Here is an 18,741-nt window from a genome sequence, read left to right as displayed (position 1 = left end):
AAGATGATTGGAAAAATCACAGACAAAGGCGTGGGCTCTTTCAGAAACCGCATCGAGTATATATTTGGCTTGCGGAAGCACGAGCATGCACTGACAACTATCAGAACGATTGGCCGCAACTGCTTTTCGCCTGATCCTTTGCGCCATGGGCATGACAAGGACAAGATCGATGCCGAAGGCATGATTGCTGAGTTTGATGCTGTCGAAAAGTTGCGAAACAACGCAATTGATAGTGATCGCGTGGTAAAGCCCGTCTGGCACGCAATCCTCGCATTACCTCCTGGTGAGCACCTAAACGACGAACAGTGGCGCGAAGCGATCGAGATGTACCTGTCCGACCTCGGCTTTGATGAGAGGAACAAGTGGGTCGCTGTTCTTCACGGGGACACCGATCACGAGCATGTCCATATCGTCGCCAACCGCATTCGCCTGGATGAAGAGTTCAGCATAGTGAGGGACAGCAACGAGCGCTCCCGCAGCTGTGACTCCACCTCCAGGATTGAGGATCACTTCGACCTGAGCAAAGCCCCATCGCCTACGAAAACCTGGGGAACCGCAATTTCTAGGAACGCCTTGGAAGCCGCTGAGCGCGAAGGGACGATCCCTCTCAAGCACAGAATGATCGCGAAAATCGCAGGCGCCGTTGAAACCACTCAACAGGCCCATGGCGACATGTTCATGCTGATTCGGCTCCTACGCCAGCAGAGGGTTTTCGTCCACTTCACAAAAAACCAGGAGGGCCAACCCAGCGGCATCGCGTACGAGCACCAAGGCACCATCATCCCTGGTCGCAAGCTCAAACGCAGCCGCCTCACATTCCAAAAATTGGTCAGCCTGGAGGGAATATCCTATGACCCAGAAACCTTTCCAGCTCTTGAGAGAGAGGCTGCGCGAAGAGATTCAGAGCGCGAAGAACGAGTGCGAGTCTACTACATCGTGCTCAGAGCCAAGAATCGAAGACCTCTCCGTCTTAGCTTCAAAGCGCGTCAGCAAAAGGAGCTCGAAGACACAATCAAAGCCATCATCGCTCTGCTCCTGAGCCTCCTAGGCATCCAAGCTAACTGGGAGCTTGAGGACAAAAAGCCCGGCGAGCGCTACTACCAGCTGCGTTCGGACTTGCTCACCCTGCCCCAGTTCGTGCAGGAACAGGAGCTATCGATGGCATGGCAGTCTGACAGAGAGCTCGTGAGCTGACTGCGGGAAAGAGCCTGATGTTAGAAGCGGGTTGCGAGGCCACTCCGATGCTCCAATTTGCGCGCCTGACGCCCAGCGCGCCGATCCCCGAAGACACGACAATCATGAAATTCCGGCACCTGCTGAAGAAACATCCCCTGGCGGCAGGGGTTCTGGCCTTCACGCATGCAAGCTGCCGCTTGATCACGCGAAGGCATGTTGCCCGCACCTGGGCTTTGGATGGCTTGACGAGGGCTATTTCAGCGCCGGTCATATGACCCGTGCTGAGTGGATCGGAGAATCTCTACCCTATGTCGCTTTCAGGGAAGCCTGTGGCAATCAGCCAGACATATCATGGCAGATACTTGATTTGCGCCTATGTCATCAGGTAGCCTAAAAGCCCGTCCCAGGAGCCTGTTCATGAGTACCATTATCGGCGTAGTCATTGTCCAAGAAACCGACAGTTCCAGTTATGCGTATGCAGATATGCAAATCGGCAACGACGTTATAACGATCGCTGTTGACCCCATCACACTGTTGATCGATCGCAACGCCCTCAGAAAAGGCCGCGAGAATGATTCAGAAGACTTAGACTGGGGCCTTGAATATTGTGAAGACCTTGATCTTGATGAGATCGACAAAGTCTTGCAAAAATTCAAGCTGACAGATCAAATCAGGTGCATCAAAGCATTTTGAACGCCAACCCCAACCCATGCGTCCGGTTTCGACCACTTCAACATCAGTGACTGCATTTAAACCATTCACACCTAAAAACACCAACCGAGCAAGAGAAATTCATCATGACAGCCGTAATTCAAACCAATGACACTGACCTGATTCGCAAAACACTCAGCGCTTACAATGAGTTTTGCTTCGACTATCACTCCAGCACTGAATCATGGAATGCAAAGGCTGTCGAAGTAGTAACCACCCAGCTAAATCTTTCCGCGGAAGAAGCCGCAGAATTGCGCAAGACCATCCACTCCGTTGCGAACGAATTCTCGGATAGTCGTGTCAACCTTGATGCCGACTGCGACTACACAACTGCTGCAGACGAAAGCGATATTCGGGACGTCGTGAGATCAACGGCAATGGACTCTGAGTTTCATTCTTTCCCAGACTTCAAATCTCTGGCTGAGTCTGACGCGCACAGCGAACTACTCATTCGAATTGAAGACGAATGGATTCTTGAAGAAGCTATTGATGAGTTTGCAGGCATGGCACTGATGCCGATAGAAAAGAAGCATGAGGCATAAGACGCACTTAAACGCTCAAAAATCTTAGTAGGTCGCAGCAAGCGACAAAACGCAGAGATCTGCTTTCCGGCACCTTGAGCCACAGGCCACTACATTCGTGCGAATTGCCCTACTAGTGCACAGCGCAAAGCGGGCGCAATAAACTCAAGAGCGACAGCACTTCTTGTATTTTTTTCCACTACCGCATGGGCATGCTTCATTGCGGCCCGGCTCCACGTGCCTCATGCCTCTCTGCAAAATTTTCATCGCCGCGCTCATGGCTACAGGCTTTCGCATTCCCTTAGTCAGCTCGTCCATCACGTCTGATTGAGCCCAGGGTAGGTTGTACATCATGCCGAATTGAATTTTTCCCTGCGTATTGACGGAAACACCGAACCATGTAGCAGCTTGCTCCACGTACTTGCGTTTTTCACAATGCAGTTTCAGGTGTTCAATCGCGTCAGGATCTGGAGCTGGGTAGCAATGGAACGTAATTCCCGCCTCCCCTCCATCAATGGCAAAGGTGAAGTCGTGAGGGCGTCCATCTCTCATGGCCATACCCGTGATACCGGCTATACCCTGGTGGATGTGCTGACACGCCCTGCTATCCAGCGACAGCAGCACGAAACCAAGCTCAAGCATTGCAGGATCTGCTGCTCGCTCAATCTGGGCAATCAACTGCTCATACTGGGTACCTAGCATGTGCGTCAGAATACCTGGTGGTGTTCTTTTCCCTGGGATTCCTTCCCTGCGCACCGTCATCGCCACATCCACGTCACCTGCGAACGAGTCGTCCACCGATGCCATGCTGTAGGTTGAGTCGAGCCAGAGATTTTGATTCAGGTGATAACCTAGTGCTGTCAGCTCATGGCTAACTCTGAGTTTGTCACGTGCGATCGCCCGCAAGCGTACGTAGCTGAGGAGTCGCAGGGGGGAGTCCAACATTTCCGTCAGGACGTCCAGTAGGAAAACGTCCATAACCAACGGGGCCCGGACGATCTCCGTGGTTTCGAACTCAAGGTATTGGCTCGCCTGGAGCGCTAGCGCAGGATAGTGGTCAGATACCACGCAGAACGGGAAGATCTCTTTGATCGAATTAGGCATGGCGATCTCGCACCCCGCATCATCGATCATCCGGCACCTGCCGGAGAGAATCGCCTCAGCACAGTCCCACGCTTGATCAGAGGCCTTCTGAATAGCCGCAGCGAAGTCAGCCTTGAGCTGACCATCGTTCCCCTTCCGTGCGGCCAGTGTTAGCTTCTTCGCTTTGGCTTGAACGATGATCATGCGGTCACCGAAGATCACCAGCACGTCAGCCTCTCCAGCCCTATTCTTCCCGTCAAGAATGTTGACGTTGGTGAAAACGCTGGCTCTTCCAAAGACCGCAGCTAATCGTTTGTAAGCAAAACGCTCAACGAAAGCGCCACGGTTGTCAGAGGCGAGTCGGCGATAGACATGGTCGTCTTTCATCCAAAAGAACGGTGACTCGTAGAGTGATTCGTAAATTGCGTAGTGCATGAAGAGAAGCACCGACCCGCGATCAGTCGGCAACAACGGCGTCCCGACCACGCTGTTGTAATCCCCCAGCTCCCGAAATTCCGCGTTCTGACCGGTGAACGTCAATGCCTCAAACACCGCCTGTACGACACCAATGTCCAGCCCAGTTTTTCGAGCGACTTCTTCAGTGGTGAACTCGAAGTGAGCTAGAGGTGAAGTGACGGCTTCCAGTGCTTTCTTACCATTTTGGTGCAGCTGGGTTGCGCGTAAGTCCATGAGCGAACACATTGCACGGGCAACTGTTTGTGCCTGACGACTCGTGAAGCCCTTATTCTGCTGAAGCCAAGCGTCATCGTGCTCGTGCTTGTCGACGAAAAAATCTCTGTACTGGAAACTGTAAGCGGACTCCGGGCCGTAGAAGATTGGCTCCCTCAGCGCCGGCCCTTCCCAAATAGACATGCGATCTGTCGCGCTCGCAGATCTGCGCTTCAGCGCCTCGAAGATGACGCTGTTCATTGAGCCATGGAGCTCAGCCATCAGCGCATCGGTTTTTTCTACATAAGCTTGGATTTGAGCAGGCTCCGGGAGCGTCAGATCCAACGGCTGGCGCACCATCAGCCCTAGCAGGGTGTTGATTTCCGTTCTGAGAAGTCGATTGGGGCCGTAGAGCTCACTCAGATCAGAAACGGTGTACTCATCTCGAAAGGCGACCATGTTATCGCGATGGCAGATGAAAGCGATCGCGTGAACGTAACCCGGTTTGGCGGTAAGCGCGCCAAGGTCAGCGAACACCTCGGGCTCACTACGTCCTGTAATACGCATGTGTCACTCCCTCAGGGACAGGTTAGCGGCAGACGACGTCACTCAGCAGATATGCCGCACGGTGCTGGAGCTGATCGGCGGGCTTGGGTTATCGATCGTCGACTGCGCGATGCGATCGCACCCTAGATCAAGGCCGACGACGGAATCAATACGGACGACGGGTCAGTTTTGGCTGCCGAGCTCCATGGCGTTTCGGCTTACCGGGTTTGTATTTGCAGCGAGGAAAGCCCGAGCAGGATTTGAAATCACCGAACTTACCCGTGCGCTGAAGCACGACACCATGCTGGCAGACCGGGCATTGTTCCTCCTGGATCGGTTCGCGCTTTGGCTGCCACTCCATTGTCATCCGCCAACCACACCGCGAAAAAACAGGGAGTTTATCAGAGGCCGAATGTCATCAGGGGCCGCAGTGCGGAGCGAGACTGGTGCGACTGGAAAACCAGTCGACCGGAAAACCTTCGCAAGCGCGGCCCCCAACTTGATGCCATAGAACCGAGCGTTGCGGGGATGGACGTCGGCTCTGTACGAGTAGTCCCTACTTGAAGACCAGCCCTCGATCGGTACACTGATGGCATATAGCCAGAAACTAGAACGATAGAGGTGTCCGTAATATCTGGAGCGCAACCGTATCGGCTACCACCCAGTCGCCGGCAGAGCGCCCCCTGGTTTCAGGCTCGATATGACATGGGATCGGATCCGGCTTTGACATGAGGAGTGACTATGGGCATCAAAATGGATCACGCCTTCGACCAAAACGGCGATAGATGGGAAGCAGAAACATACACCAAGGGCACGGGTGCCGAACCTCTTCAATGCAAATGCGGTACGCCAGTCGCTCATAACCCACCGTACACCCGGGAAATGTATGACAAGTCTGTTTTCGTCCAAGGTTATTTTCGTCTCTATCCCAAAGGTGCTCATGCCACGAATTGTCGTTTCGGGGTGGACGAGGAAATTAACGAGATTGCCAGCACCTCCGAAGATCTGATCGAAAGCATCCAGCACAATCGTTACCGGATGCGTCTGGTCATGATCAAGGAAGCCCTAGAAAAAGGTGGTCGTAATTTCGAGGACGATGGGGGCTCTCGTGCTACAGCCGGTCGGACTTACACCCACAACCCAAATCCTCTTCCTGCATACATCAACTCCGCCAAGCGGGCCCTGAAGCTCCGCGCACTCTGTGACAAAGACCAGGACATCGAACAGCATCTGGAGCTGGTGTTTGAGGGCAATGTGAAGGTCGCCTGGAATCAGTTCTATTTCGAACCGGAGCGCCACGCGGAAGCATATTACGCAGTGTCGCACAACGCAGTTCAACATCCCGTCGCGATTCAAGGTGCGGTGAGCAGCGTCAGGACTGAAATCAGGGGTGACAAGACCAAGAACGTTATCAACCTGCAGATGAACAAGTTCCGAGTCGATCCGGATGACGCAGAGAATGGTATTGGCCTGGAGGTGAGCATTTGGGCCAGGGATTCAGCGTGGCTCAAAGGCATTGAAAAGGACGATGAGGTCGTAGTTTTGGGCATGTGGAAACACTCCACAACCGCACCCGAGAAAGCCCCTAGGGAGGGACGCTTCAAAACCCTCACTAAACGCAGATTGACATTGACCTTGGTTCTGAAAGCCCAGGTATCCAAACTCGACTGATGAACGCTTGCCCCCCTGCCGAAGGTCAAACAGGAAACGCTCATGCCGGCCATCACCAAACTCGTGCTGCACAATTTCAAAAGCTTTTGCGATCTGACTCTTCAGTTTGATGCCGGCACCAACGTATTGATCGGGGACAATGAGACGGGCAAGAGCAGCGTCCTACTAGCCCTTGACCTCGCATTGAGCGCGAGTCGCAACCGGGTCGAAACCATTGGCTACGAAGCGTTACTGAACCAATCTGCAGTGAGGAAATTTCTGGCAGGCCCAGCCCGCCTCGATTTGCTGCCAGAGGTGATAGTGGACGTTTTTCTTGAAGCGGGTGATGACCAGGGCCTGTACGGACGCCAGAACTCGACGGGGGCAGATAGCGATGGCCTGCGTTTGGCCATCGTTCCCTTGGTGGAGGATTTCGGCGGAACCATTCTTGAACTGCTTCGGGATAACAAAGAGAGCTTTCCATACGAATACTACGCGGTGCAGTTCTCCACCTTCTCCGGGGCACCCCACGTCAGTTATCGAAGGCCTGTGAAGCACCTACTCATCGACAGCTCTCGAATCGACACCGAGTACGCCGCACGGGAATACACACGGACGGTGTTCGGTTTTCACACCCAAGTGCCAGACCGCCATCGGCTCGAAAACCAATACCGTCAGGGCAAGGAAGGCTTCCAAAGAGACAATCTCAAGGAGCTGAATGCCAAGCTGGGCGAGTACCAGTTCGCATTGCGAACCAGCGTGCGTTCGAATCTGGAAACTGACCTGGTGATCACCAAGGAAGGGATCCCAATCGAAAACCGTGGCAAGGGCGAGCAGTGTTTCATCAAGACCAATTTTGCGCTGCAGAAGCATGATGCCAGAGGTGGCCTACACGCCTTGTTGCTCGAAGAGCCCGAGAACCATCTGAGCCACACGAACATGAAGCGCCTGGTAGAACGTCTGACCCGCACCCAGGGAACCCAACTCTTCATCGCCACCCACAGTAGTCACATCTGTTCACGACTCGATCTTCGTCGAGCTCTACTCCTGGGAACCGAGCAAAAGGCAGGCCGGCTCAAGGATCTGACGGAGTCCACTGCCGAATTTTTCATGAAGGCCCCGGACAACAATGTGCTTGAGTTTGCCTTGTCGAACAGGGTCATTTTGGTCGAGGGGGACGCCGAATTCATCCTTCTGGAACACTTCTATAACAAGCACGCGGGAACCACTCCGCAGTCAGACAACGTCCACATCATTTCGATCGGTGGTACCAGCTTCAAACGCTATCTAGAGCTCGGCAAGCTCCTTGGGATCAGAGTCGCGGCAATCCGGGACAACGACCATGACCACCAGCAGAATTGCGTCGAGAACTACAAGACCAGCCTGTACGACGGTGCCCGGATTTTCGCTGACGAGAACAATGAGCGCTCTACGTTCGAGATCGGCCTTTACCTCGACAACCAGAAAACCTGTGACGGTCTATTCGGGGGAGCACGCAAGACCCTAACGGTTCAGGATTACATGCTCAAAAACAAGGCGGATGTGGCGTTCGAGCTCCTTACGAAGAAGCCAGAAGAACTCGTCGCACCTACCTACATCCAGGAGGCGATCCAGTGGATAAGAGCGTGATTTTCGCGGTTGCCGGATCCGGGAAAACCAGCCTGGTGATTGATCGCCTGAGCCTTGACCAGCGCGCTCTGATCGTCACCTATACCGAGAACAACTATCGCCACCTTCGACATCGCATCATCCAAAAATTCGGGACGATCCCGCCCAACATCACCGTCATGACGTACTTCTCCTTTTTGCACGGTTTTTGTTACCGCCCACTGCTGCAATTAGAGCTGGATACCCGGGGCATGAACTTCCGACTGCCAACCAACCCCCGGACACCGCTCAGCGACATGGCGCGCTTTAGGGATGGGAGTCGAAGGCTCTACTACAACCGCCTGGCTAAATTGCTGGAGATGAGGAAATGCATACCGGCCATACGCGCGCGGATCGAGCGTTTCTATGACTATGTCTACGTCGATGAGGTGCAGGATTTCGCCGGCCACGACTTCAACCTACTGCTGGATATCTCGAAAGCAAAGGCGGGTATGACCTTTGTTGGTGACTTCTATCAGCATACTTACGACACCAGCCGGGACGGTTCGGTTAATAAATCGCTCCATGAAGACATCACCAAGTACGAGAAACGATTCCGTGACACCGGAATCAAGGTGGACAAAACCACTCTGGGGCACAGCTGGCGGTGTTCTACAACCGTCTGCGATTTCATCACCGCAAAGCTGCAGATCACCATGGGCGCGCAGCAGGAGCGGGTCAGTGAGATCATTACGATCGAAGAACCTGGACAAGCCGCAACCCTTCACGCCGATCCAAACGTCGTGAAGCTCTTCTTGAAGGAACACGACAAATACGATTGCCACTCGCTGAACTGGGGAGCGAGCAAAGGCATGGATCACTTCGAGCACGTGTGTGTCGTATTGGGCGCCGATACCTGGAAACGATACCAGAATGGCAATTTACACGAAGCCAATCCTCAGACTCGGAACAAGCTGTACGTGGCTTGCTCACGCGCAAATGGCGACCTTTACATCGTTCCCGACAAGCTTTTCAAACCGTTCAAGAAAGCCAGGTAGCTGGCTTAGTCGTCTTTCTAGGCAAGATGATAGTGGTAGCTACATAGGCCGCCAAAATCTTGGTGATGGACGCCTAGGCTACCGCTGCACATAGCGCAGCCCGTGATACTGCAGCGCGGCTGTTCCCTAACAGTTTCCCTTGGCTCAATAACCAACTGAACAAGCTTCAAGGTCATTGAGACTCAGGCAAGGCCTCCCCCCTTAACAGCTGCGCAACTTCCATCAGTGCTTCGCGTACCCTGTCAGCATCTTGATGATCAAGGACACGATCGATAGCACGCAAAGCCGGATGCTGCCCCGGCCTCCGCGCACGCACGGCCAACCGTTCAGCTGTTTGCTGACGGGACTCTGGAGATGGAGCACCTTCACTCGCTACCATTCTGGCAATCTGAGACTTGAGCTGCACGACAGAATCCTCAGTCCCCTCCTGAATGGCCAGTGCCACTAAGGCCTTCATTGAAGAGTCCAGGATTTGCCAGCCCGTCTCATGCTTGCCTCCTTTTTTTGCCCACTCAAGCAGCCGCGCTTTGCATGTTTCATAAAGCGCGCTAGAGCCCTGTGTATGGCTGCGCCAGGCAGCCTCAAAAAGGTTCTCAGTGAGTGCGAAGGTTTCGATGAATGTTACTGCGTCTCTATCATCCGGAAGCCAGGAAATCGAGTCTATAAGCCAGATCGCGTGACGACTGAGCTCATCCTGGAGGTGTTCTGGACAGGCAGGAGCGTGTGAAACAGCAGCCAATAGTTCAGAGATACCAATAATCCACTCAATAGCGTCGAACGTGAATTGAGATCGCTTTTGCACGGCTAGCTGGAGGAGCTCCCTGTGCGGAAGGTAGATCTGATGCGCCCAAGTGGTGATGTTTGAAATGATCCTTGCCGCTTGCTCGTGCTCTTCAGGGGCCACCAGCAGTTCATTCACCAGAGATGTGAGGCGATGCCTTAGCGATCGAGTGCTCGTGCTCGAATAATATGGCCCAAGCGTACTGGAATGCACGGACGCAATAACACTATCGGTTGTTCCGAGAAAACATTGCGACGCGGTTGAGACCGCCTCACGCAGCTTGCTGATGGCGAAGTGAATATCATGCTTACCCTCAACTAGTAGATCGAAGGTAACCTCCGCCAGCTGCTCGAATACGGTCAGCGTGACGGGTTGATGATTCGATTTCACTACCCCCACCAAGGCAAGCTTGCCTAGCTTTTCCGCCAAGCCAGCGCTCTCATTGGGAATCTTATGGCGCAAAGCCAATCTAGACGCTTTGCCCACCAGTCGAACGCCATGCATCATCAAGTCAGGTTTATCGTGAGGTATGACCGTTTCGATTGCAGACACCAGGTAAGTAGATGCGAGCAGCGCGTGATGCTTCCCCTGCCCGCCACCTGGATACTCTATGCATAGGTAAACCCCATACAACGCAAGAAAGGCTCGCAACGTACTCTCTGCCAGGCGCTCATCACCTTTGGACAGCGCGTCTTGCATGGTCTGCCTGAGCTGCTCAAGAGACGTATTTATCGTCTGGTCACTCACCCCTGACATTTCAACAAAAGGGTTGCTGCCAACAAACGTCCCTCGCTTGGCCTCGCAGTACGCAGTGTTGATTGTCACCAGCTGACGGAACGCGAAATCAGTGACGTCGTAGTCACCCTGCCCTGCGAAGCGCTTCGCGTAAGAAACGCAGTAGTGAATCGCTTCGAGCGTAGAGGTCACCCAAGAAGCGTTGGCGTTGTAAAACGCTGACCTCGAAGCGTTGAACTGATTTCGCTCGTCGCCAGGGTCAGGAGTCCGATCCTCCTCAAGCAGGATGCTGGCGTTATCAGCAAGTCTTCCCCATTTGCGCAAATCTCGCCCCACAGCAGCAGACATTAGATTGAGCTGCTCAAGCGGGTTGATGAGTTGAAGGGCACGGCGATACGCATATAGAAACAAGAAAATGATTACAGCAATGCCCCATAGCGCACCGAGTATCGAAGGGATTGCCCAGCTGGCGCCTGGGATCAGTGATGTGCCCGCTATAGTGATGGCTGTCAGCAGTGATCCCAGGAATGACACCAACAGCCTGCGATCAGAACTGAGCTTTCTAAACAAGCCGTGAGGCATTCTCTCGACGTTGGTCTGCATAGCAAACACGATGAGCGAGAATGCAATGGCAGCGGCACCAATCAACGCTGAGCCTGTGCCACCTAGGAGGCTTCTGAGCGCGCTAATCGTTTCAGGTGATTTGAAGTAATCACCCACGAGCGTTGTCAGGGAAGGAAGAGAGAAGTAGGTCAACAGCAGCCCGGCCAACACGGCGGCAGCGCCAAATTTAACGCCGTGTCGAGATTGCCAAATCCCGATTTTCGTCCGTGCCCGGTGGATACGCATCACCGACAGGCAATAGAACCTTTGAAAGCGCGCCTTGATAGATGGCATGTTCATTCCTTCGACTCCCCAAACATAAAAACACCGCACGCGCGCAAGACGCGCGATTATCGATGCCAGATCCAGTTTTGTCTCCAAGGCACCGGAATTACCCGACTGGTCAGCTCCCAGAACATCAACGCCGGTCGTGTGCATAGCGAGAATCAAGCACATGCACACTCGGCGGGAGCGCACTCCAGCCGCCAGGTTGAAATCTGAAGCTGAGAGTAGCTGTACCACTCGCTTTGTCCCTCTGCTGAGCCGCAGCATCATGAGACGAAGGCTACGTCGAGGGCTTGCACGTGCCGAAAGAGATTACGTTGCCCTTAGTCACGTAGCCCAACCACGTCAGATGAACTGGCAAACGTCGCCACTACCCTGCGCCGGGATTTACCTTCCGACCATCTACGGCCATGATGACCAGCGCAGCGGGCTCGCCTTGCGTGAGCCATCGGAAAGGTTACGGAAAACGAGTGCGTTCATGGCTGAGCAATTTCACTACCCGGCAGACCTCTTGGAACTGCTGATCAATACCATCCCGAAACTGGTCAAGTCCAAGCAATCCGTCATCCTGTTTTTCCAGGGCGCCGGGGTCACTGAGGAGGATTTGGCAGCCGTCAGCGCAACGGTGAAAACCACGCCAGACTCGATCAAGAAGTACGAGATTGTGCGCACCGTGCTGACACGTTTGAATCAGCGTGGTGATAGCGGTTTAGGCCCACGTCGCGGGGTGATCCGTCGGGTCGTCGAATTTGAGGATTTCGAATCTTGCTGGCCAGACGACCGTCTCGAAGCCAGGGGCCTGGTAGCCAGCGTGCGTGAAGCCGTAAACAAAAAAGATGCATTTACCAGGATGCAGCAGGAGCGAGAGGCTGAACGCGATCAAGCACAAGCAACACACCGTGCAGCCCAGCTGGAGGCCGCGCGCAAGCGCAACGAGGTCGAGGACATTAAGAACCGCCTCTTCGCCCTCTTCGGTATGGACGACCAACCGCAAGAACGAGGCCGACGCCTGGAGGGGGTGCTGAATGATCTCTTCCGAGCTTACGGCATCCATGTGAGAGAGAACTTCGTCCGCAGGGCACCGGACAACGCAATCGTGCTGGAGCAAATCGACGGCGTCATTGAACTCTCGGGCGCCATTCACCTAGTAGAAATGAAGTGGCTTAAAGACCCTGTGGGTGTAGGCGACTTCGGGCCACACCTGGTCAGGGTGATGAACCGGGCAAATGTGTCGGGCGTCTTCATTTCAAACAGCAGGTACACGCAGGCCGTGATCAGTCAGTGTGCAGAGTTCCTCAATCACAGAACCAACTTTCTGTGCACCCTAGAAGAAATAGTGAGCTTGCTGCAGAACCAAGGCGATTTAATCGAGCTTTTAAAGAAAAAGTCTCAAGCAGCAATGATCGACAAGAAACCGTTCCTGGAAATCTTGAGTTAACAGGACGGTTTAACAACTATGAGAATGGTGTCAACCCTACGCATCCCAATGGCGCGTAGGGTTGACGCTAGGACAGCCCGCCTCTCGAACAAGCCTGCGACACTTCAGCTTGAATATTAAATGCTGATTCCAAAATTCTGAAAATCCTTCTTTAGCGTCGCTTGGCTAAGAATGGAAGGAACTTTGAAGAGGAACTTATAAGCCTGATAGACGAAGAGCGGCATCAACAGAAGCCCAAGACCATAAGTCGCTACAGCGACGATTATGGGCGCCGGCACAGCAGCAATAGCATAAATAAAGCCCTGCACCTTGGCGCCCTTGGAAAGGGTCTTTACTTCGTCAAGGTCGTAGAAGAACTTTCCAAAACTGTCTTCATACCCAACGATGACAACAGTGTGCTTATCAACACTCTTAACATACCACGTCCGTGACACATCATTACTGAAGGCCCCTTTTCTAGCCAGATAGTCAGGGACTACCAAGCGCTTAATGTAGTATGTCTTGCCAGACTCATCTTCAAGCCGTACGCGGGTGTAGCGTGCCGCAGACTCACCCGAAATTCTTTCCTGATAGTTCCTGACGATCGCTACAACTTTACGCATTTGTGACATGCTGCATCCTTCCTCTTAAATACTTCCTGCATACGGGGGAAGCTTGTGGGCAGCAGCACCAAGGTCTCTAATGCCCTAATGCTTGCTCGTGAAGGCTGGCTCGCCAGCCAAGACCAGGAGGCAGCCCCAGACCACAGCGACCTCTTTCGCCTGGAACACAGACATGGAGCCCCTCCCCAGGCAGGCGCTTCAAAAGCTCAGGCGAAAGCCGAATACCCTATCAATTGACTATATGCATTTGTGAGGGACATATCAATCGCGGCATACCGTCTCCTTTTACGGGATTCAGTAGATGCAGCTGCGCAGAGCCTATGCCAACACGCTCCGTTTCTTGAGAGAAAGAAAAGGGTTGAACCAACTGGAGCTGGCACGCACGGTGGATGCGTCTTACATCAGCCGTCTAGAGCACGCCGAGAGTGCAGTGACCATCGAAACCAATGAAGCATTGGCGGAGGCCTTAGAGATCGGCCCTTTGGCAGTGCTGGCATTGGTGCATGGGGCTAAAAGGAGTGGCTCAGCCCGAGAGATGTTAAAGGAGGCAACCGAAGAGCTAGAGCGACTGGAGCTTCTGGACTGCCAGATCCCAATCGACCAAGACGGGCCACTACATCCCCAAGTGGCCAAAGGTGTGGAAACCACAAAGGCCGTCCAGGCATTGAAAGCCGATGGACTGAGTCAAGCCGAGATAGCCCGGGCTCTCAACCTTTCTACATCGACCGTGGGCCGTCATTGGCACCGCTCCTGACTGGGCAGCCGTGAAAAAGGCATCTCGCATCACCCGCAATACTCGGATAATCGTTTTTCTCAAAAAGGTGCCATGTTCCACGTGAAACATATTATGGCTTTTATTGAAATCACCTGAAAGAAAGGGGCCCTGGAACGCCCGATCTGTCAGTGACCACAGAAGCGGACGGAGAACTCAGGGTTGGTGTACCTCCACCTCCATCGACTGAGCTACAACTGCTAATTCGGTGACTCCGAAGCCCCTGGCCCTGTAGTCTGTATTGCAGACAGCGGTAGAGAGGCTGCCCGAAGCTATGGATCAGTTTCATCTCATGCAGGTGTTCGCCGCAGTTGGCGAGCAAAGAAGTTTTGCAGCAGCAGCCAGGCTGCTGGATATCTCTCCTGCTGCTGTGACCCGCGCGATCTCTACGCTTGAAAGCCATCTCGGCGTGCAGCTAGGCTGCTTTTATTGGCTTTCTCCCAACACACGCGGGGGAATGAATGCTAACTATTGACCATGTCTTCCGGTGTGAAACAGGCTGAGGTTATACAGCTCATGCGGTTCTAGCAGGCACAATTTTTTATAGAAAGACTGGCAAGGAGTAAAGCGGCCCGCTTGCGCTCGATACAGAATGTTATGAACATAGCCAGTCTCACTCAGTAGTCGCATTAGATCCAGCGCTGCTCTCTCTTCATCGCCTTGGCTCTGGAACGGGAGTACTTCATCCAATGCCTCAAAAGCCTTGTATAACTCCATGGCTGTCAGTTTGCGCTCAGGCTTTCGACCTGCTGGCAGCTTGTGCAGATAAAACCAGACTAGCAACATCCCGATATGAACTGGGAGTTCATCAGTGCCGCTGGTATTTGCTCGATGATAAGCTCGTCCTGATGTTCCTGGAGCTGGTTCAGCAGGCAGCGCACAAGCTCATAATCACCACAAATAGGTGCACCACGCTGAGTCCCCAGTAGTACCGGCATTGGCCCAAGTATTGTCGCAAGCTCCAGCAGCAGGTCGCGATACTCATCGCCCAACGGCTTTTTCTTGCCATCAAATCCATGGGCATCGAGATGATCTGCAATATCGGCCAAGAGCTGCGCCGCCCCTGCCTTTAGTTCGTGCTTGTCAAGATGATGACGGATGGATTGCAGGCCCCGGAGGTTGCGCGATATGAAGTGTTGAAGTACTACATCAGCTGCTTGATCGGACATGTCATTCCCCCTTGATCTGAGCCAGAATCTCCCACGCATGGGCATCTGGTCATTAAACTCCAGCGCCCACTCTGCATCAAAATTCAATTCAGTTTTTCTTAACCAAATCAATTACCCAAATCAGCGCCTGTAAGATAGTCAATCGAGTCAAACTTTCCAACAGCCATTAGCCGTCGACGAAGAACCTGCATAAAATCCTTATCATTCTTCAAGAATTTGTCGCACTCAGTATCAGTCTGGCATTCATCAAGGATATCCGCGCGCTCCGGATTAACTAGGCGATAGCGGCGAATGAATTCTTCGCGCTTCTTATCATGAAAGCTCTGAATGAGCGACTTCATACTTCCTCCATAAATCATATCTGCAAACCTGCCCATGTACTTCAGGGCAAATTTCATGAGGGCCAGTTCATTCTTAACCGACACTCCCCAATAATACTCATCTGCCGCATTTTCGTTGACAATTAGAATCTTGTCTAGTCTAGAAACGAACCCCTGCTCCCAAGCAATCCCCGCAACCTCATTCCCCAGCTTATGATAGAGAAGATCCTCATCCGCAACGGTATCAACCAAGTCCCAGACTTTATCAAAACCACGCTCACGATAATAACTTTCCGGCAAAGCCAAGAAGTTTGAGTACAAAGCAACAATCAGATCGCGCTCAGACCTGTACTTCTGTCGCTCGTAGATTACATAGCCATCTTCGGATCTAAGCAACACTGGGAATACCCACTGCAAATATCTAACTAACGACAGCCGCATTCTCACCCCCTCTAGCTTGTTGAGCGTAGGCAGTGAGGGCGTTGCAGGCTGCGTCGACATCGCTATTATTAAGAGACCAGTACAGTTTGGCCATAATCATATCTAAGGCTTCATTGCGGCCCAGGTCGTCGAAGAAAACGGTGTTTAGCAGATGCCAGAGAAACTCAACCTCATCAATGTTTGTTTGCTCGTCCGAAATACTGTGAGCGATGCTGCTTAGGCATTCAAACTCCCAGTCCACATTAACTGTCGCCTCAGAGAACGAGTAAACCTGAGCGACATAATCAAAGAACTCAATGAAAGTGGCAAACTCGCACTCATCGAAGTAGTATTTTCCACCATCGAAACGGATCGTGGCTGGAGAACAGAATTTGATGATGTTTTGCAGGTACATCATAAGCCCAGCTCCGAGCCAAACATATATTCCCGCTGTTCAGCGCACATCATTGCCATTCTGCCGCGAAGAAAACCCATGTCCCCACTTAATAGTCGACGTAGCTCATCCTCACTTTCACAAATCGAATACAAGTGATAAGCATGGGGCCTGTCCAATTGCAGCTCTTTCAAAATTAGAGGGTGCATCAAATCGAAGATATCGTCGTATGCCTGTTTCTTGTCGATTCCTAGACTTACCAAGTCAGCAGAATATTTCTCGCCGACATCCACTTCTGAGTGTACTGCCGCATAATTACCAGACAGAATACCCGTAATGCACTTGACCTGCGAAAGCCTAGATGCATCGCTATCTCGCTCAGTAGTTAGATAAACGAGCCAGAGACGACGAAGCTTATCTAACCGTTCTTCTCTCAGCAGCCCTAGAAGTCTTGAAATAAAGTCACTGGGGCTCGTGGCATTAAGCGCTGCTGTAGAAAACGGCGGAGTGAGACTGAGAACAGGCCCTTTCCACACTTTGAATTTGAAACTCACAATCACCGCGACTTCGAGAAGCGACGAACAATAGCGATTTACAATGCCATCCGCTGTTTGCAGCTTAAGCAAATATTGGCCATCTTGGAACTTGAACCCACCAATCATCGAGTAACTGTCGTAGTTCTCGATTTGCTCGTTCATAGCGCGCTCCAGGAACTCGTGGCTCTCAGCAGAGATGCCTACCAATCCCTTGGCCTTTGCAAACCACCTCCACGCCGCGACTTTTGGCTTCAAAAAACGGAGCAGCAGGCGGTCGCGGGGTGTGATGAACGTGAGCATATGCCGACCCTTCATATCATGGCAGTTATTGACAGATTGGCAATCAGAGTGAGGAATGTCAAGGCCCAGCGGGGGTGCCGGGCTTGCTTCAGCTAGGGCGCTGTGCGCTCCAGGGCGCGGTAGAACTCGTTTTCACAGGCGAGTGCGCAGATGTACTGCCATAGCGGAAGCTCATTCAGGTGCGGGTGCTTCGAGGCTTTCGTAGACCCCAGGCGTACCGCCTCTTCGACAAGCCGGATGCACTCGGCCTGACAAAACTCCTCGACCTCGGCCTGCTTTTTGAGGATTGCGTGGCTACCTGACTGAATAATGTTGATGGTATTGGCTTCGACGATCGCTGCTCGGATGTCCATTATTGCGCTCTCTTATTGTTCTCATCTCTATAATGCAGATGGAGCAAAAGAGAGCGCAACACTTAATACGAACCTTGTGCACGCCAATTCAAAAACTGACAGAGCCCGTTGATGTCAGGGTAGATAGACTTCGCAGAGACGCCGCAGCGCTCAAGAGTCATCAGAAAGTCAACCTTCTTTTTACCCTTTACGACGTATTCAGTGAGATGTTTTTTGATGACCTTATTTTTCTCTAATGGCACAAAGCTGTCTGTAGTGCTTGAGAACATATGGAGCGTAAAGCAACCTGATTGAGCGATGATCCTGTCGTTGCTCAAGCTAGGGGTTATCACCCTGGTCTTAGCCTGTTTGAAAGGACTACCCTCCATTGATTTAAGCATAAGAGTGTGGGCATCGAGCATGTAAACGTATGCATCGCCCTCACCACGACTGCTACAAGCAAACCATAGCGCCGCTAAAGCATTATGAGTCCAATCCAAGAGCCTGGTTTTTAGACCATAGTGCTGAGCCAGGACAAGTAAATCCCACTCATTGTCGACGTCTATGTACCCCGGAAATTTAGTCAGGCCGTGCTTTCGAAACTCATCCAGGGTTTTGATCTCGTCAGCAGTAGAGTCTTTCTTTGGATTATGCCTTGCGACCCCTGGCAGCAGGTTGCCTTGCTTGGATTGACCACGAAATATCGAGTCACCAGTAATCAGATCCTGGAGGCTAACTCTATCGATGAAGTCCGGAACATCCTTGATCTCAATAGACTCCATGATTACGCCTGCAGCCAGCTTTCGACTTCCTGAGACCCATGCTCACTCTTCCAGGCTTTCAGGGTCGCGTGATTACCACCTTTGGTCTCAACGACCTCATTGGTGTGCGGGTTTACATAGCGCTTCACGGCCCTTGGCGCACGCCAATGTCATCAACTTTGGAAATTATCCATAAATATCATATAATTAGCGCTCAAATCAGTGCATGGGAGAAGCCCTTTTGACTACCTATACCGCATCGCTTGACACCGCCAGCCAAACCCTGGCTTGA

18 protein-coding genes and 3 pseudogenes are annotated in these 18,741 nt (G+C 52.6%); 10 read left to right on the top strand and 11 right to left on the bottom strand.

Annotated features, from left to right (window positions below; translation table 11 throughout):
* Positions 1-3: 3 nt before the first annotated feature.
* The 4 genes and pseudogenes from PSEMO_RS31355 to PSEMO_RS31340 all read left to right on the top strand — a co-directional run bounded on the left by PSEMO_RS31355 (position 4) and on the right by PSEMO_RS31340 (position 2,429).
* A complete protein-coding gene (locus tag PSEMO_RS31355; protein WP_075806742.1) occupies positions 4-1,194 on the top strand; it encodes a relaxase/mobilization nuclease domain-containing protein in 1,191 nt (396 codons plus the stop codon).
* A gap of 17 nt (positions 1,195-1,211) precedes the next feature.
* Positions 1,212-1,352, top strand: a pseudogene (locus PSEMO_RS33370) (IS5/IS1182 family transposase); the annotation flags it as partial.
* Positions 1,353-1,593: 241 nt separating this feature from the next.
* Complete coding sequence (locus PSEMO_RS31345) at positions 1,594-1,869, top strand: hypothetical protein (RefSeq protein ID WP_075806740.1); 276 nt, start codon at positions 1,594-1,596, stop codon at positions 1,867-1,869.
* 104 nt (positions 1,870-1,973) lie between these two features.
* Complete coding sequence (locus PSEMO_RS31340) at positions 1,974-2,429, top strand: hypothetical protein (RefSeq protein WP_075806739.1); 456 nt, start codon at positions 1,974-1,976, stop codon at positions 2,427-2,429.
* A gap of 144 nt (positions 2,430-2,573) precedes the next feature.
* Here the strand turns inward: PSEMO_RS31340 and PSEMO_RS31335 are convergent, their stop codons facing one another.
* Together PSEMO_RS31335 and PSEMO_RS34470 are read right to left on the bottom strand one after the other, a co-directional pair.
* A complete protein-coding gene (locus tag PSEMO_RS31335; RefSeq protein ID WP_075806738.1) occupies positions 2,574-4,727 on the bottom strand; it encodes a nuclease-related domain-containing protein in 2,154 nt (717 codons plus the stop codon).
* Positions 4,728-4,872: 145 nt separating this feature from the next.
* Complete coding sequence (locus PSEMO_RS34470; RefSeq protein ID WP_372239155.1) at positions 4,873-5,067, bottom strand: topoisomerase DNA-binding C4 zinc finger domain-containing protein; 195 nt, start codon at positions 5,065-5,067, stop codon at positions 4,873-4,875.
* A 380-nt stretch (positions 5,068-5,447) separates the two neighbouring features.
* On the opposite strand from PSEMO_RS34470, the gene PSEMO_RS31325 reads away from it, so the two are divergent.
* Genes PSEMO_RS31325 through PSEMO_RS31315 form a run of 3 tightly spaced genes read left to right on the top strand, consistent with a single transcriptional unit; the run spans position 5,448 to position 9,001 of the window.
* Complete coding sequence (locus PSEMO_RS31325; RefSeq protein WP_075806736.1) at positions 5,448-6,377, top strand: hypothetical protein; 930 nt, start codon at positions 5,448-5,450, stop codon at positions 6,375-6,377.
* Positions 6,378-6,419: 42 nt separating this feature from the next.
* Complete coding sequence (locus PSEMO_RS31320) at positions 6,420-7,985, top strand: ATP-dependent nuclease (RefSeq protein WP_075806735.1); 1,566 nt, start codon at positions 6,420-6,422, stop codon at positions 7,983-7,985.
* Positions 7,970-9,001: an AAA family ATPase gene (locus tag PSEMO_RS31315; RefSeq protein ID WP_075806734.1), complete on the top strand. Its 1,032-nt coding sequence runs from the start codon at positions 7,970-7,972 to the stop codon at positions 8,999-9,001. The genes PSEMO_RS31320 and PSEMO_RS31315 overlap by 16 nt, the downstream gene beginning before the upstream one ends.
* Before the next feature lie 172 nt (positions 9,002-9,173).
* Here the strand turns inward: PSEMO_RS31315 and PSEMO_RS31310 are convergent, their stop codons facing one another.
* A complete protein-coding gene (locus PSEMO_RS31310) occupies positions 9,174-11,558 on the bottom strand; it encodes a hypothetical protein (protein ID WP_144443659.1) in 2,385 nt (794 codons plus the stop codon).
* 325 nt (positions 11,559-11,883) lie between these two features.
* Between PSEMO_RS31310 and PSEMO_RS31305 the strand changes: the two genes are divergently transcribed.
* Positions 11,884-12,843: a restriction endonuclease gene (locus PSEMO_RS31305; RefSeq protein ID WP_075806732.1), complete on the top strand. Its 960-nt coding sequence runs from the start codon at positions 11,884-11,886 to the stop codon at positions 12,841-12,843.
* Between the two features lie 116 nt (positions 12,844-12,959).
* On the opposite strand, the gene PSEMO_RS31300 is transcribed toward PSEMO_RS31305, so the two are convergent.
* The gene (locus PSEMO_RS31300; RefSeq protein WP_075806731.1) at positions 12,960-13,454 is read right to left on the bottom strand and encodes a hypothetical protein; all 495 of its coding nucleotides are present in this window, start codon (positions 13,452-13,454) and stop codon (positions 12,960-12,962) included.
* A gap of 292 nt (positions 13,455-13,746) precedes the next feature.
* Between PSEMO_RS31300 and PSEMO_RS31295 the strand changes: the two genes are divergently transcribed.
* Together PSEMO_RS31295 and PSEMO_RS31290 are read left to right on the top strand one after the other, a co-directional pair.
* The gene (locus PSEMO_RS31295; protein WP_075806730.1) at positions 13,747-14,199 is read left to right on the top strand and encodes a helix-turn-helix domain-containing protein; all 453 of its coding nucleotides are present in this window, start codon (positions 13,747-13,749) and stop codon (positions 14,197-14,199) included.
* 292 nt (positions 14,200-14,491) lie between these two features.
* Positions 14,492-14,635 (top strand): annotated as a pseudogene (locus PSEMO_RS31290) (helix-turn-helix domain-containing protein); the annotation flags it as partial.
* A gap of 358 nt (positions 14,636-14,993) precedes the next feature.
* Here the strand turns inward: PSEMO_RS31290 and PSEMO_RS32605 are convergent.
* The 7 genes and pseudogenes from PSEMO_RS32605 to PSEMO_RS34010 form a co-directional block, all read right to left on the bottom strand.
* On the bottom strand, positions 14,994-15,386 hold the full coding sequence (locus PSEMO_RS32605) for a hypothetical protein (protein WP_144443658.1): 393 nt from the start codon (positions 15,384-15,386) through the stop codon (positions 14,994-14,996).
* Between the two features lie 107 nt (positions 15,387-15,493).
* The gene (locus PSEMO_RS31280; protein ID WP_075806729.1) at positions 15,494-16,147 is read right to left on the bottom strand and encodes a hypothetical protein; all 654 of its coding nucleotides are present in this window, start codon (positions 16,145-16,147) and stop codon (positions 15,494-15,496) included.
* The gene (locus tag PSEMO_RS31275) at positions 16,128-16,544 is read right to left on the bottom strand and encodes a hypothetical protein (protein WP_075806728.1); all 417 of its coding nucleotides are present in this window, start codon (positions 16,542-16,544) and stop codon (positions 16,128-16,130) included. Before PSEMO_RS31275 ends, PSEMO_RS31280 begins: the two co-directional genes overlap by 20 nt.
* Positions 16,541-17,356 (bottom strand): hypothetical protein, encoded by an 816-nt coding sequence (locus PSEMO_RS31270; RefSeq protein ID WP_075806727.1) that lies wholly within the window; start codon positions 17,354-17,356, stop codon positions 16,541-16,543. The genes PSEMO_RS31275 and PSEMO_RS31270 overlap by 4 nt, the downstream gene beginning before the upstream one ends.
* A 92-nt stretch (positions 17,357-17,448) precedes the next feature.
* Positions 17,449-17,709, bottom strand: a complete 261-nt coding sequence (locus PSEMO_RS31265; RefSeq protein ID WP_075806726.1) for a hypothetical protein — start codon at positions 17,707-17,709, stop codon at positions 17,449-17,451.
* 62 nt (positions 17,710-17,771) lie between these two features.
* Positions 17,772-18,470, bottom strand: a complete 699-nt coding sequence (locus PSEMO_RS31260) for an FRG domain-containing protein (protein WP_081430373.1) — start codon at positions 18,468-18,470, stop codon at positions 17,772-17,774.
* A 2-nt stretch (positions 18,471-18,472) separates the two neighbouring features.
* Positions 18,473-18,613, bottom strand: a pseudogene (locus PSEMO_RS34010) (DNA binding protein); the annotation flags it as partial.
* Between the last annotated feature and the right edge of the window lie 128 nt (positions 18,614-18,741).

Source organism: Pseudomonas putida, assembly GCF_001941965.1.
Lineage (GTDB): Bacteria > Pseudomonadota > Gammaproteobacteria > Pseudomonadales > Pseudomonadaceae > Aquipseudomonas > Aquipseudomonas putida_L.
The sequence above is the reverse complement of the archived record's forward strand: the minus strand, read 5'-3'. Positions and strand labels throughout refer to the sequence as shown.